Genomic DNA, 15,283 nt, shown 5'->3' on the forward strand with positions numbered 1-15,283 from the left:
AGGGGGAGTCACTTAGGTGGTTCTCCCTTTTTTAAAAAAGAGGTGTCCTAATGAAAAATAAAAGCTTAGCATTTTGGCTATTCTTACTTCCAGTTTTAGTGGCCTTATTTATGGTAATAATTATTCCGTTTATTTATGGGATTTATTATTCATTCACGAACTGGAATGGTGACGTAACAGTCAATCCGAAATATGTTGGTTTTCAAAACTATGCCAATTTAATTCACGACGATGCATTCATACATGCGTTATGGTTTACATTTAAATATGCCATCGCATCTGTCATTGTAGTAAATATTATTGGTTTAAGCTTAGCGTTACTTGTGACAAGTAACATTAAGTCTAAAAACTTTTTAAGAACGATTTTCTTTATGCCAAACTTAATTGGTGGTTTAATCTTAGGCTTTATTTGGCAATTTATTTTCACAAAAGTATTTCAAATGATTGGTGAAACGTTGCATATCAGTTGGATGCAAGGGTGGTTAAGTAATACGAGCACTGGCTTCTGGGGCATGGTGATTTTATCAACATGGCAAATGGCAGGGTACATTATGATTATTTACATCGCATACTTAGAAAATGTGCCTGAAGATTTAATTGAAGCAGCAGAAATTGATGGTGCGAACTCATGGCAAAAATTTAAAAACATCACATTCCCATTAGTTGCACCAGCATTTACAGTAAGTATGTTCTTAACGTTATCAGGCGCATTCAAGATTTATGACCAAAACTTGTCATTAACAAATGGTGGCCCAGGTAACTCAACAAAAATGTTAGCAATGGATATCGTTGACTCAGCATTCAAAATGAACTTAATGGGTCAAGCACAAGCGAAAGCAGTTGTATTCTTCTTAATTGTTACAGCAATCAGTTTAATTCAAGTGTATTACAACAAGAAACGTGAGGTGGAGATGTAATGAAAAAATCAAAATCTAAAATTTGGATAATGGAAATTATCGCGCTTGTATTAGGTTTATTATGGTTATCTCCATTTTATTTAATGGTTGTTAATGCATTTAAAACAAAGTTAGAAATCTTTGATAACACATTAAAGTTACCAAAGTCAGCAACATTCCAAAACTTCATTGATGCATTTGAGCAGCTGACTTTTATGCAAACATTCTTAAATTCAGTGATTGTATCTTTTGTTTCTGTGGCATTAATCATTATTTTCTCAAGTATGGCAGCTTATGCACTTAGCCGAAATAAAGGTAAATTATCAAATGCGATTTTCTTTTTATTTGTTGCAGCAATGTTAATTCCTTTCCAATCGGTTATGATTCCACTTGTTAAAATTTTTGGTGATTTACAAAGTTTAAATATTACAGGTTTAATCTTTATGTACTTAGGATTTGGTGCAAGTTTATCAATCTTCTTATACCATGGATCGTTACAAGGTATATCGAAGTCATTAGATGAAGCTGCAATGATTGATGGGGCAAGTAAATGGCAAATTTTCTGGCATGTTATTTTCCCATTATTAAAACCAATCTCAGTAACAGTCGGTATTTTAAACGTCATGTGGATTTGGAATGACTACTTATTACCAAACTTAGTATTAGGACAAGGACAAGAAACGATTCCATTAAAGTTATTCTATTTCTTTGGTCAATATACAAAACAATGGCATTTAGCATTAGCAGGTTTAACGATTTCAATTATTCCTGTCATTATCGGATATTTCTTTGCACAAAAACAAATTATTAAAGGTGTTTCTGACGGAGCAGTGAAGTAGGTGGAATGATGGTTACAATTAAAGATGTTGCACGCGTGGCAGATGTAGCTCCATCTACCGTTTCACGCGTGATTAGTAACAATTCAAGTATTAGCGAAGCAACAAGAAAACGCGTTTTAAGCGTGATGGATGAACTTGGCTATGTGCCAAATTTAACCGCAAGACAATTGGTAACAAATAAATCCAAAACCATTGGATTAGTATTAAAGACAGCTTCTATAGAAATGCGTCAAAATCCATTTTTTACAGATGTATTAATGAGCATTTCGGAAGTTTGTAAAAAGCATCAATATACGACATTAGTAACGACAAGCATGACAGATCATGAATTACTTGATGAAGTGAAACGACTTGTATCTAGCAAGTTAGTTGATGGCTTGATACTACTGTATTCAAGAGAAAATGATGCTGTAATGGCTTATTTAAAAGCAATGCAATTTCCTTATGTTGTTGTCGGTAAAGCATTAAATGATGGCTATAAGACCATGTATATTGATAACGACAACATTGCAGCAAGTGAAGCGTTGACCTCTTATATGATTAACCTTGGTCACCGTTCGATGGTATTTATTCGTGAACATGGTGAATTTTTAGTAAGTCGCGATCGTGCTAAAGGCTTTGTGAACATATGTGAAAAAGTAGGCATTAAGTATGAAGTGTTTGAAATGGATTCAGATAGACAGGCGGCAATCGATTTGATTCACTCTTTTCAATATCAGCCGACAGCCATCATTACTTCAGACAGTATGATGAATTTAAATGTACTGAGTGCATTATACGAACTTGATATACGTATCCCAACGGACATTCAAACAGCAACATTTAACGATTCGTATTTGAATGATTCTGCTTGCCCGCCACAAACAGTGGTTAACATTAATCCAGAACATTTAGGAAGTATTGCATCTGAAAAATTAATTCAATTATTAAATGATGCCAATATGGTACAACACAACATCATAATTCCAACAACCATAATTGAACGACAATCTACAAAAAGAATTGAGGGATAATATGAAAGTAACAGTGTGGAATGAGTATCGTCATGAACAAGAGTCAGAGAAGGTAAGAAGTGTATATCCAGAAGGTATCCATAACGCTATCAAAGGATTTTTAGAAGGCGATGTACAAGTGGCAACTTTAGATATGCCAGAACATGGCTTAACACAAGAAGTTCTAGATCAAACAGATGTCCTCGTATGGTGGGGACATAAAGCGCATGATGAAGTGAGCGACGAAGTAGTTGAACGCGTACATCAACGTGTATTACAAGGAATGGGCCTTGTTGTGTTACACAGTGGTCATTTCTCTAAAATATTTAAAAAGCTAATGGGTACAGGATGTGACTTAAAATGGCGCGAAGCTGATGAGAAAGAACGTATTTGGACAGTGGATCCAACGCATCCAATTGCTGAAGGGTTGCCAGAGTATTTCGAATTAGAAAAAGAAGAAATGTACGGTGAGCATTTTGATATTCCAGCACCTGATGAGCTGATCTTTATCAGTTGGTTTGAAGGTGGCGAAGTATTTAGAAGCGGTGCTACTTTTAAACGTGGTAACGGCAAGATTTTCTATTTTAGACCAGGGCATGAAACATACCCAACTTACTTCAACCCTTATGTTCAAAAAGTCATTCAAAACGCTGTAAAATGGGCGAAACCAACAACGAACTCATATCCGACATATGGTAATTTTAAACCTTTAGAAAAGATTGGTGATTCAAATGATTAAAGTTGGTGTTATCGGTTGTGGTAGTATCGCAACACATCGTCATATTCCTGAATATTTAAATCATGAAGATGTTGAAGTCGTTGCATTTTGTGATATTGAGAAAAAGCGTTCAGATGAATGTGCGAGTTTGTTCGGTGGTGCAAGCTACCAACATTACGAAGATTTATTAAAAGATGAAACCATTGATGCGGTAAGTATTTGTACGCCAAATTATTTACATGCAAAGATGTCAGTAGATGCTTTAAATGCTGGAAAACATGTACTGTGTGAAAAACCGATGGCGACATCATTAGAAGAAGCGCAAGCAATGATTGATGCTTCAAATCAAAACAATAAATTATTAATGATTGGTCAAAATCAACGATTCACTGAAGCGCATATTGAAGCAAAAGCAGCAATTGAAAAAGGTCTTTTAGGAAAGATTTATTCATTTAAAACATCATTTGGTCATGGTGGTCCAGAAGGATGGAGTGTAGATGGTGCGAACAGTTGGTTCTTTGATAAAGAACGTGCATTCATTGGTGCAATGGGTGATTTAGGTGTACATAAAGTAGACTTAATGCACTATTTATTAGGTGAAACATTCACGCATGTTTCTGCAATGATTGAAACAAGTGCGAAAGTAGCTACAGTTGATGATAATGCAGTACTCATTTTAAAAACAAAATCAGGAATTATTGGAACACTAAGTGCATCGTGGGTGTATAACGGTGAAGAAGATAACAGCACCATTATCTATGGTGAAAAAGGTATTTTGAAGTTGAATACAGATCCAGAATATTCATATATCTTTATTAGTGTTGATGGGGAAGTAGAAAAACGTGCTTTAGGAAAAATTCAAACAAATGATGACGGTGGACAAACGAATACTGGAACAATTGATCATTTTGTTTCAGCAATTCAAGGTAAAAATGAAATTAGTCCAAATGGTGCAGCTGGACTTGCTTCATTATCAGTCATCATTAAAGCATTACAATCTGCACAAAAACAAACAATAGAAGAAGTGAAATAAATGATACGTATAGGTATTATCGGATGTGGCGGTATTGCAACAGGACGTCATATTCCAACATTTAAACAATTTGAAACAGTAAAAATTACGCATGTGTTCGACATAAACGTAGAAGTTGCAAAGTCAGTGAGTAAACAATTTGATATTCCATATGTAAGTGAGAGTGCAGAAGCGTTAATAGATGCTGTAGATGCAGTTGTCATTACTACACCTAATAAATTTCATGCACCACTTTCGGTACTCGCTTTAGAGAAAAATAAACACGTATTTTGTGAAAAACCAATGGCGAAAACTTCAGAAGAATGTCAACAGATGATTGAAGCAGAAAAAAATAGTAAAGGTATTTTGCATATTGGTTACCATTATCGCTTTATGAAAGAAGCAATGGCATGTAAATCTTTAATTGAATCAGGGAAGATTGGTAAACCCCTTGTAATTCGTGTGCAATCAATGCGAAGACGTAAAGTACCTGGTTGGGGTGTGTTTACGAATAAAGATTTACAAGGTGGCGGCGCATTAATTGATTATGGTTGTCATTTGTTAGATTTGGCTACATGGTTAAGTGGTAGTTTAAAACCAATCGAAGTATCTGCATCAACATACAATGTTTTAAGTAAACAACAAGCACCTGTTAATGAATGGGGTGCATTTGATCCAGAATCATTTGAAGTAGATGATCATGTGAGTGCATTTATTCGATTTGAAAACAATATTTCAATGTTGTTTGAAACGAGTTGGGCAGCGAACGTTGAAAGTGATTGTGAACATATTAGTATTTCGGGTGATTTAGGTGGTATTGATGTATTTAAGATGCGTTATAACGAAGCAAGTAACGGCATGATGTCGACTACACAAATTGATTATGTACAAACCGATAAAACATTTGAATATTTACAAGCTGAAAACTTTATTGGTGCTATTCAAGGTGTGAGCCATTTAAAAGTACAACCACAAGAAGCAAAATATGTTTCGCAAATGATTGAAGCAATTTATGAAAGTGCAAGAACAAATCAAGCAATAAAAATAGGAGAGTGAACCCTTTGAAATTAGGTGTGTTTAATCCATTATTTAACGATATGACATTTGATGAAATGCTAGATTATGTACAAGGTGCAGGACTTGAAGCTGTTGAAGTTGGTTCAGGTGGTAATCCAGGTAGCGCACATATTGATGTAGAGACATTATTGCATTCAGAAGATGCACGAAAAAATTACTTAAAAGCATTTGAAGATAGAGGATTATTTATTTCTGCATTAAGCTGTCATGGTAATCCAATTAGTCCAAATGAACAAGAGCGTCGTGAATCAGATGAAGCGTTAAGAAATTCAATCGAATTGGCATCATTAATGGGTATCCCAGTTGTGAATTGTTTCAGTGGTACAGCGGGAGATAGTGAAACAGCGACGAAACCGAATTGGCCTGTGGTGGCTTGGCCAACGGATTATATGGACATTTATCATTGGCAATGGGAAGAAAAATTAATTCCTTATTGGAAAGAAATCGCTGAACTAGCTAAGTCTAAAAACGTTAAAATTGGTATTGAACTACACGGTGGTTTCTTAGTACATTCACCTTATACCATGTTAAAATTAAGAGCAGCAACAAACGAATACATTGGTGCCAATTTAGACCCAAGTCATATGTGGTGGCAAGGTATTGATCCTGTTGCGGCGATTAAAATATTAGGTAAAGAAAATGCAATCCATCATTTCCATGCAAAAGATACTTATATCGATCAAGACAATGTGAATATGTATGGTCTTTTAGATATGCAACCTTATGGAGATGTTCAAACGCGCAGTTGGACATTTAGAAGTGTTGGATGTGGACATCCATTGCATGAATGGAGCGATATGATGAGCGCTTTAAGAACTTATGGCTATGATTATGTTGTAAGTATTGAGCATGAAGACCCATTAATGAGTATCGATGAAGGATTTAAAACAGCAGTCAAAAATTTAAAGCAAGTAATGATAAAAGAATCACCTACTGACATGTGGTGGGCATAGGAGGAATTCAAGTGGCAGATATTAAATTAGAACACATTAAAAAAACTTATGACGGTGGTAACACAGTAGTTAAAGATTTTAACTTACATATTAAAGATAAAGAATTTATCGTTTTTGTTGGCCCATCAGGTTGTGGGAAATCTACAACATTACGTATGATAGCAGGATTAGAAGATATTACATCAGGTGATTTTACAATTGATGGCGTACGTATGAACGATGTTGCCCCAAAAAATCGTGACATTGCGATGGTATTCCAAAACTATGCATTGTATCCACATATGACCGTATTTGATAACATGGCATTTGGTTTGAAATTACGCAAAACACCTAAAGATGAAATTAAACGTCGTGTTGATGAAGCGGCAAAGATTTTAGGTCTTACAGAATATTTAGACCGTAAACCAAAAGCATTATCAGGTGGTCAACGTCAACGTGTTGCACTTGGACGTGCAATTGTACGTGAAGCAAAAGTATTCTTAATGGATGAACCTTTATCGAACTTAGATGCGAAATTACGTGTACAAATGCGTGCTGAAATTTCTAAATTACATGAAAGATTACAAACAACAACGATTTACGTAACACACGATCAAACAGAAGCATTGACGATGGCAAGCCGTATTGTTGTCTTAAAAGACGGTGACATTATGCAAGTGGGCACACCACGTGAAGTCTATGATTTCCCGGAAAATATTTTCGTAGCAGAATTTATCGGTTCTCCACCAATGAACATCTTTGATGCATTATTAACAGAACACGCAATCAAAGTAGGACAACATGAATTTGCAGTACCTGAAGGTATTATGAAATCATTAAAAGCGCAAGGTTATGTTGGTAAAAAGATTAAATTCGGTATTCGTCCAGAAGATATTCATGATGAGCCAATTTTCATTAATGCATCAGAGAAAACAGCGTTTGAAACAAAGGTAACAGTGAGCGAGCTATTAGGCTCAGAAGTAATGGTTTATTCAGAATTTGAAGGACAAGAGTTTATTTCTAAAATTGATGCAAGAAGTGATTTATCTCCTGGAGATGTTGTTAAACTTGCGATTGATATGAATAAAGCACATTTCTTTGATTTTGAAACAACAAATCGTATTAAACCACTAACTGAACAACGCCGATTAGAAGCGTTAAAACAAGAAGAAGCGAATAACTAAGGAGGCCAACATGACTAAAAAGTGGTGGAAAGAAGCGGTATGCTATCAAGTATATCCACGTAGCTTTAAAGATTCAAATGGAGATGGCATTGGTGATATCAATGGTATCACTGAGAAATTGGATTATTTAAAGGACTTAGGGATTGATGTGATTTGGGTTTCACCAATTTTTGAGTCGCCAAATGATGATAATGGTTATGATATTAGTGATTATCAAGCCATTATGAAAGACTTTGGTACGATGGAAGACTTTGATCGTTTATTGATTGAAACGCATCAGCGTGGTATGAAACTAATATTAGATTTAGTTGTGAATCATACAAGTGATGAACATCCTTGGTTTATTGAATCTAAGCGCAATAAAGATTCGGATTACCGCGATTGGTACATTTGGCAAGACCCTAAAGACGGTAAAGAACCAAATAACTGGGCAAGTATTTTTGAAGGTTCAGCTTGGGAATATGACGCAACAACAGATCAATATTACTTACATGTATTCAGTCGTAAACAACCAGATTTAAACTGGGAAAATAAAGACATGCGACAAGCAGTGTATAACATGATCAATTGGTGGTTAGATAAAGGCATCGATGGCTTCCGAGTAGATGCTATCAGCCACATTAAAAAATCATTTGAAAAAGGGGATATGAAGAACCCTGAAAAGCTAGATTATGTACAATCATTTGAAGCGCATATGAATCAACCAGGCATTCAAAAATATTTAGAAGAGTTGAAACAAGAAACATTTTCTAAATACGACATCATGACAGTTGGTGAGGCGAATGGTGTAACAATTGATGATGCGGATGATTGGGTTGGCGAGAAAAATGGTAAGTTCAATATGGTATTCCAATTTGAGCATTTAAATTTATGGGGACATGAGTTACGTAAATTTGATGTTCTTGGATACAAAAAAGTATTAAGCAGTTGGCAAAAAGGACTTGAAGGAAACGGATGGAATGCATTATTCATTGAAAACCATGACCGACCAAGAATTCCGTCGACATGGGGAAGTGAAGATTACCGCATGGAAAGTGCAACTGCACATGGTACTGTGTATTTCTTACAACAAGGGACACCGTTCATTTATCAAGGACAAGAAATCGGTATGACGAACTATCCATTTACAGATATTACGGAGTTCGATGATGTGCATGCAAAGAATATTTATAACGATGAATTAAAACAAGGGAAATCTAAAGAAGAAATCATTGAAATGTTACAATTAAAATCACGTGACAATTCAAGAACACCAATGCAATGGGATGACACTAAAAATGCAGGTTTCTCTGAAAATACACCTTGGTTAAAAGTAAATCCAAACTATGAAACCGTTAATGTGTTTGTAGAAGAAAAAAATCCAAAATCAATCTTAAATTACTACAAAAAAATGATTCAATTCAAAAAGAATAATGACATTATGACATATGGTACATTTGATTTGATTTATGAAGAAGATGAACATGTTTTCGCGTATACAAGAACATTAAATGATGAAGTGGTTGTTGTATTAGGGAACTTAACGGATACAGTAGTGTCTTTAGATGACGAGGGCATTACATTTAACTCAGATGAATTGGTATTAAATAACTATGAAGTAGAAGCACATGAAAGTAATACCATTACATTACAACCATTTGAAGCACGAGTATATTATAAAAAATAAGGCATGACAAAAGCGGTTAGCAACAAGTAAAAACGGAACATTAGCCAAAATCGTTTTTGATTTTGAGTAAATGTGCAGTTTTTACCGAAGTTGCTGCTTTGGGAATGCTGAAAATAAGGCATGACAAAAGCGTTTAGGATACTATTCAGTCCTATACGCTTTTTTTGTACATACAATTGTTAGCGCTTTCTATACATTAGTAATATAATAAAAATGAAAAAAGAGGAGGTCTATATATGAAGAAATTACTTAAAGAAAAAACAACATTTGTGAGTGACATGATTAAAGGTACAGCCTTACTAGGTGAGCATGAGGTAGTTAGTGAGACGGTACTAGTACGCAAAGAAAAGAAAGCCAATCAAGTCGCACTTATTTCAGGTGGTGGTAGTGGTCATGAACCAGCACATGCAGGTTATGTAGCACAAGGGATGCTAGATGCTGCGGTTGTTGGAGAAGTGTTTACTTCACCTACACCAGACAAAATTTATGATGCGATTAAAGCAGTAGCGACTGAAGCGGGCGTATTATTAATTGTTAAAAATTACTCTGGTGATGTGATGAACTTTGAAATGGCGATGGATATGGCCATGATGGAAGATATTAAAGTGGATATGGTCGTCGTTGCTGATGATATTGCGATTGAAAATAAAGACCAACGCCGTGGTGTTGCAGGTACAGTTTTTGTTCATAAATTTGCGGGTTACTTAGCAGAACAAGGTGAAAGTTTAGAAAGTATTAAAGAAAAAGTAACAGCATTATTACCAAACATTTCAACGATTGGTATGGCGATTGAACCTTGTATGGTACCAACGACAGGTCAACATGGATTCGAACTTGCTGAAGATGAAATGGAAATTGGTATTGGTATTCATGGTGAAAAAGGTATCTACCGTGAAAAGGTTGAAACAGTGGATAAAATTGTTGAACGATTAATGCACGAATTACAAAAAGAACGTACTGAGAAATCGTTTATCGTGATGGTCAATGGTATGGGTGGCACACCTTTATCAGAGCTTTCTGTAGTGAATCACTATGTGCAACAATACTTTGAAAGCAATGGATTAGAACTTTCAAAATTATATTGTGGTAACTATATGACAGCATTAGATATGCAAGGTTTTTCATTAACGTTAATCCCAAGTGATGCAGCTTTATTAAAGGCTTTTGAAGCCCCAACGAAAAGTGTATATTTCCATTAATTGAGAGTAGAGGAGAATAAGATGAACGCAGAAGTATTAAAATCAAGTTTAGTAGGTTTATTACCGATATTTGAACAAGAAGAAGCAAATTTAACAAACCTTGACCGTGAAATTGGTGACGGCGATCATGGAGTAAATATGTTACGTGGTTTTAAAGCAGTATCAGAAAAGTTATCGGGTGACACAGTGAGTGATGTCTTAAAGTCATGTGGAATGACTTTAATGAGTGCTGTTGGAGGTGCAAGTGGTCCTTTATACGGCTTTTCATTTGTAAAGATGGCACAAGTAGGACATGACGAAATCACTTCAGAAAATATTCAAGACTATTTCAAAGCATTTAAAGAAGCGATTGAAACACGTGGTAAGGTCACTAAAAATGAAAAAACAATGTATGATGTTGTAAGTCATGTGTATGAGGATCTTGAAAGTGGACGTATTCCTTCAAAAGAAGAAGTAACGCAATATGCATTAAATACGAAAGAAATTATGGCTACAAAAGGGCGTGCTGCATATTTTAAAGAAAAATCGATTGGCGTAGTCGATCCAGGTGCAATGAGTGCATCTTATATTATTAATACATTGTTAGAAGGTGTGAGATCATGACAACATTATGTATCGTCAGTCATAGTGAAAAACTAGCAAACGGATTGAATGATTTATTACGTGAAATGACAAATGATGTCTCAATTCAAGTATGTGGTGGTATTGAAGGTAATATAGGTACGTCAATTGATGACATTACAAAAATGTTTGAATCTGTAGAAGAAGCACTTGTATTTTATGATATTGGATCGAGTCGTATGAATGTAGAAATGGCAATCGAATTAAATGATTATCAACATATTACCGTGGCTCATTATCCGATTGTTGAAGGTAGTTTTATTGCTGCAGTTGAGCTTAGTCTAGGTAAAACAGTGGATGAAGTAATGGATACATTGAGTAATAATTTTAAGGAAAAATAGTACCAATAAAATGAAATTTATGCATCCGTTTATATAAGCCAGTTGCATGATTTGGTATAATAAAGTGCAGTATTCATGCATCGGGGGATTAAAAAATTGTCTAAATTAAACACGAAGAAATTATATGAAGAAATTGCTGAAATATTTAAAGAACGTATAATGAATGGTGAACTTGAACCAGGAGAACGTTTACCATCAATTGAAAAGCTTGCAAAAGAATTTGGTGTGGGCCAAGCTTCTATTCGAGAAGCACTCAATACACTTCGAGGTATGGGTTTATTAGATATTCGACATGGTCAAGGTACTTTTGTAAAAGCAAATAAACCAAAGGTCTTTACACAGGAAATGTCTGTATTCAAGAAAAAAGACATCATTGATTTACTTGAAGTGCGTAAAATTATAGAAGTAGCATCTGTAAGAATGGCAGCGTTGAATCGATCAAGTGAACATTTAGCAGAAATCAAGGAAACGCTAGAACAAATGCAACAAGCAGTCAATGATAACCAATTAGGAGAACAAAGTGACTTGCACTTTCATTTAGCAATCGCTAAAGCATCTGGCAATCAATTATTAGTAAAATTATTAACGGATGTATCTGATGTGATGAAGACAACAATGAAAGAAACACGTTCTATTTGGGTATATAACGGCACGAAGTCCATTGAGAAACTTTATAAAGAACATTTGGAAATTTATTTGGCAATTGAATCTATGGATGTATCGCTATCTGAACAAAAAATGAATGAACATTTATCAGAAGTTGAACAAGTACTCATTGATAACTTACAAATTTCATAAGATAGCGCTTGCAATAACCACTATAGTTCACTAAAATGATACTGATAGACATATAGTCATCGGATGACTATGTGAAATTTCGAACGTTGGGCACATTCGAAATAGAAAGGGTGGTTATAAATGAAGGTAAGTTTATTTAGTACTTGTTTAGTAGACGTCTTTGAAAAAAGAGTCGGTATAGCAACTGTTGAACTTTTAGAAAAGTTAGGTTGTGAAGTAGATTTTCCTGCAGCACAAGTATGTTGCGGGCAACCAGCATACAACTCGGGGTATCATGAAGAAACAAAAAAAGCTGCTAAAAATATGATTAAAGCATTTGAAAATTCTGAAGTAGTCGTAGCACCTTCAGGATCATGTGTAACAATGTTTAAGCATTATCCACATTTATTTGAAAGTGATTTAGTTTGGAAAGACAAAGCAGAACGTTTAGCCAATAAAACTTATGAAATTACACAATTTATCGTTGAAGTTTTAGGTGTAACGAATGTGGGTGCTAAATTAGAAGGTAAAGCAACAATTCATCCATCATGCCACATGACGAGATTATTAGGTAATGTTACTGCACCTAAAATTTTACTTGAACAAGTTGAAGGCTTAGAAGTGGTTGAATTACCAAAATACTATAATTGTTGCGGTTTCGGTGGTACATTCGCTGTTAAGATGAACGATGTATCTGGCGAAATGGTTGATGAGAAAGTAGATTGTATCGTTGAAAGTGGCGCAGACTACCTTGTTGGTGGCGATGCAAGTTGCTTAATGAATATTGAAGGTCGTATTAAACGTCGTGGTGCGAATGTTAAGGTTTATCACATTGTTGAAATCTTAAACAATCAAGCAGAGGCGGTGGTACGATGAGTATGAGAATCGGAACGGACAATTTTAAAAAGGCCGTTAAAACAGAACTTAAAGATGATTTTATGCGTGGAGCTGTATCAAGTGCACAAGACCGTTTACGTGAACGTAAAATTAAAGCACAAGAAGAATTAGGCAACTGGGAAGAATGGAGAAGTCATTCTGAAGAAATTCGTCAACATACATTAGCGAACTTAGATTACTATTTAAATATGTTAGCTGAAAATGTTGCGAAAAAAGGCGGGCATGTATTCTTTGCTGAAACAGCAGAAGAAGCGAACCAATACGTACAAAAAGTTTTAAAAGATAAAAATGCAAAAAAAGTAGCAAAATCTAAATCAATGGTAACAGAAGAGATTGGCTTAAATGAAGCGATGGAAGCGGTAGGATGTGAAGTCATCGAAACAGACTTAGGCGAGTACATCTTACAAGTGGATGATCACAACCCACCATCACATATTGTTGCACCGGCATTACATTTAAATAAAGAACAAATTCAAAAGGTATTTACAGAAAAAACAGGTTACACAGGTTCTAGTGACCCTGGTGAACTCGCATTACACGCACGTAAAAAATTACGTGAAGAATTCTTAAGTGCAGATGTTGGTATCACAGGATGTAACTTCGGTGTTGCTGAAAGTGGTTCATTTACTTTAGTAACAAACGAAGGAAATGCACGTATGGTAACGACGTTACCTAAAACTCAAATTACTGTAATGGGTATGGAACGCTTAGTGCCTACTCACGAAGAGTTAGAAGTATTGGTTTCTATGTTAACACGTTCAGCTGTAGGGCAACGTTTAACAAGTTACGTAACGACACTAACAGGACCACGTGCAGAAGATGAAATTGATGGACCAGAAGAATTCCATTTAATTATCGTTGATAATGGCCGTTCTAAAATTTTAGGCACACAATTCCAATCTATCTTACAATGTATTCGTTGTGCGGCATGTGTGAATGTTTGTCCAGTTTACCGTCAAGTTGGTGGGCACTCATATGGTTCAATTTATCCTGGTCCAATTGGTGCGGTATTATCACCATTACTTGGTGGTTATGAAACATACAAAGAACTACCTTATGCATCAACTTTATGTGGTGCGTGTACGGAAGCTTGTCCAGTTAAGATCCCGTTACATGACTTATTATTAGAACATAGACGTGTCATTGTAGAAGAAGAAAAAATGTCTCCGGTTGCTGAACGTTTAATTATGAAAGGTTTTGCACAAGGGGCGTCACATGCAACGTTATTCAAGTATGGTACAAAAATGGCACCAAGCATTATGTCACCATTTGAAAATAAAGAAAGTCACATGATTACTAAAGGTCCTAAACCATTACAAGCATGGACTGCAACACGTGATTTCCCAATGCCGGATAAAGAAAACTTCCGTGATTGGATGAAAAATCGCTTGAAAGAAGGTGCAAAATAATGGCAGGATCAATTCAAGGAAAAGATAAATTTTTAAAAAATATTGCTGCGAATTTAAAGCGAGAAATGCCAACAGATGTGAAGATTCCTGAATGGCAATTCCGTCCACAAGATAAAACATTAACAGACTTATCACAAGATGAACTGGTTCAAGTATTAAAAACACATGGTGAATTTATTCATACGGATGTTGTACAAACAACTCAAAAAGACTTGCAACGTGTTTTAACTGAAGTGATTGATAAGTATGGTAATGGTGAAGTCATTGCATGGGATGATGAACGCTTTCAAGAGTATGGCATTGATTTAAAGGCGTTTGACACATTTATTTGGGATACTTCTAAAGGTGATGAAAACATTAAAGTCGCTGAACGTGCAAATGTTGGTATTACTTTTAGTGATATTACGCTAGCTGAAAGTGGTACAGTTGTATTGTATGCAGATAAAGGAAAAGGTCGTAGTGTGAGCTTGTTACCTGCAACTTACATCGCAATTATTCCAAAGTCAACAATCGTACCAAGATTTACTCAAGCAGCACAACAAATGAACCAAATGAACAAAGACAATGCAGATGAATTCCCAACATGTATTAACTTAATTACGGGTCCATCTAACTCAGCAGATATTGAAATGAAATTAGTCGTGGGTGTACACGGTCCAATCAAAGCAACTTATATTGTTGTTGAAGATAAATAATTCAAAAGGTTCGAGCCTATTCCTAAGC

16 protein-coding genes are annotated in these 15,283 nt (G+C 35.4%); all 16 read left to right on the forward strand.

Features of this window, described 5'->3' with window-relative positions:
* The first annotated feature begins 50 nt into the window (after positions 1-50).
* A complete protein-coding gene (locus tag ER639_RS04990; RefSeq protein ID WP_129064662.1) occupies positions 51-917 on the forward strand; it encodes a carbohydrate ABC transporter permease in 867 nt (288 codons plus the stop codon).
* Complete coding sequence (locus ER639_RS04995; RefSeq protein ID WP_129064663.1) at positions 917-1,735, forward strand: carbohydrate ABC transporter permease; 819 nt, start codon at positions 917-919, stop codon at positions 1,733-1,735. Before ER639_RS04990 ends, ER639_RS04995 begins: the two co-directional genes overlap by 1 nt.
* An 8-nt stretch (positions 1,736-1,743) precedes the next feature.
* Complete coding sequence (locus tag ER639_RS05000; RefSeq protein WP_129064664.1) at positions 1,744-2,748, forward strand: LacI family DNA-binding transcriptional regulator; 1,005 nt, start codon at positions 1,744-1,746, stop codon at positions 2,746-2,748.
* A gap of 1 nt (position 2,749) precedes the next feature.
* Complete coding sequence (locus ER639_RS05005) at positions 2,750-3,466, forward strand: ThuA domain-containing protein (protein ID WP_129064665.1); 717 nt, start codon at positions 2,750-2,752, stop codon at positions 3,464-3,466.
* Positions 3,453-4,478 (forward strand): Gfo/Idh/MocA family protein, encoded by a 1,026-nt coding sequence (locus tag ER639_RS05010; protein ID WP_129064751.1) that lies wholly within the window; start codon positions 3,453-3,455, stop codon positions 4,476-4,478. Before ER639_RS05005 ends, ER639_RS05010 begins: the two co-directional genes overlap by 14 nt.
* Positions 4,479-5,513, forward strand: a complete 1,035-nt coding sequence (locus ER639_RS05015; protein WP_129064666.1) for a Gfo/Idh/MocA family protein — start codon at positions 4,479-4,481, stop codon at positions 5,511-5,513. It abuts the gene before it with no gap.
* 5 nt (positions 5,514-5,518) lie between these two features.
* Positions 5,519-6,487 carry a sugar phosphate isomerase/epimerase family protein gene (locus ER639_RS05020; RefSeq protein ID WP_129064667.1) on the forward strand — a complete coding sequence of 323 codons (969 nt, stop codon included), beginning with the start codon at positions 5,519-5,521 and terminating at the stop codon, positions 6,485-6,487.
* An 11-nt stretch (positions 6,488-6,498) separates the two neighbouring features.
* Positions 6,499-7,650, forward strand: coding sequence for an ABC transporter ATP-binding protein (locus ER639_RS05025; RefSeq protein ID WP_129064668.1), 1,152 nt, complete (start codon positions 6,499-6,501; stop codon positions 7,648-7,650).
* A gap of 10 nt (positions 7,651-7,660) precedes the next feature.
* Entirely contained in the window at positions 7,661-9,316 is a 1,656-nt protein-coding gene (locus tag ER639_RS05030) for a glycoside hydrolase family 13 protein (protein ID WP_129064669.1), read from the forward strand.
* 236 nt (positions 9,317-9,552) lie between these two features.
* Positions 9,553-10,515 carry a dihydroxyacetone kinase subunit DhaK gene (dhaK, locus tag ER639_RS05035; protein ID WP_129064670.1) on the forward strand — a complete coding sequence of 321 codons (963 nt, stop codon included), beginning with the start codon at positions 9,553-9,555 and terminating at the stop codon, positions 10,513-10,515.
* A 21-nt stretch (positions 10,516-10,536) separates the two neighbouring features.
* A complete protein-coding gene (gene dhaL / locus ER639_RS05040; RefSeq protein ID WP_129064671.1) occupies positions 10,537-11,118 on the forward strand; it encodes a dihydroxyacetone kinase subunit DhaL in 582 nt (193 codons plus the stop codon).
* Positions 11,115-11,477 (forward strand): dihydroxyacetone kinase phosphoryl donor subunit DhaM, encoded by a 363-nt coding sequence (gene dhaM, locus ER639_RS05045; protein ID WP_129064672.1) that lies wholly within the window; start codon positions 11,115-11,117, stop codon positions 11,475-11,477. Before dhaL ends, dhaM begins: the two co-directional genes overlap by 4 nt.
* Before the next feature lie 96 nt (positions 11,478-11,573).
* Positions 11,574-12,275, forward strand: a complete 702-nt coding sequence (locus tag ER639_RS05050; RefSeq protein WP_129064673.1) for a FadR/GntR family transcriptional regulator — start codon at positions 11,574-11,576, stop codon at positions 12,273-12,275.
* Between the two features lie 120 nt (positions 12,276-12,395).
* The gene (locus ER639_RS05055) at positions 12,396-13,130 is read left to right on the forward strand and encodes a (Fe-S)-binding protein (protein ID WP_129064674.1); all 735 of its coding nucleotides are present in this window, start codon (positions 12,396-12,398) and stop codon (positions 13,128-13,130) included.
* Positions 13,127-14,560 carry a LutB/LldF family L-lactate oxidation iron-sulfur protein gene (locus ER639_RS05060; protein WP_129064675.1) on the forward strand — a complete coding sequence of 478 codons (1,434 nt, stop codon included), beginning with the start codon at positions 13,127-13,129 and terminating at the stop codon, positions 14,558-14,560. Before ER639_RS05055 ends, ER639_RS05060 begins: the two co-directional genes overlap by 4 nt.
* Positions 14,560-15,255, forward strand: a complete 696-nt coding sequence (locus ER639_RS05065) for a LutC/YkgG family protein (RefSeq protein WP_129064676.1) — start codon at positions 14,560-14,562, stop codon at positions 15,253-15,255. Before ER639_RS05060 ends, ER639_RS05065 begins: the two co-directional genes overlap by 1 nt.
* The last annotated feature ends 28 nt before the right edge of the window (positions 15,256-15,283 follow it).

This window comes from Macrococcus sp. DPC7161, assembly GCF_004117835.1.
Classification (GTDB): Bacteria; Bacillota; Bacilli; order Staphylococcales; family Staphylococcaceae; genus SDSC01.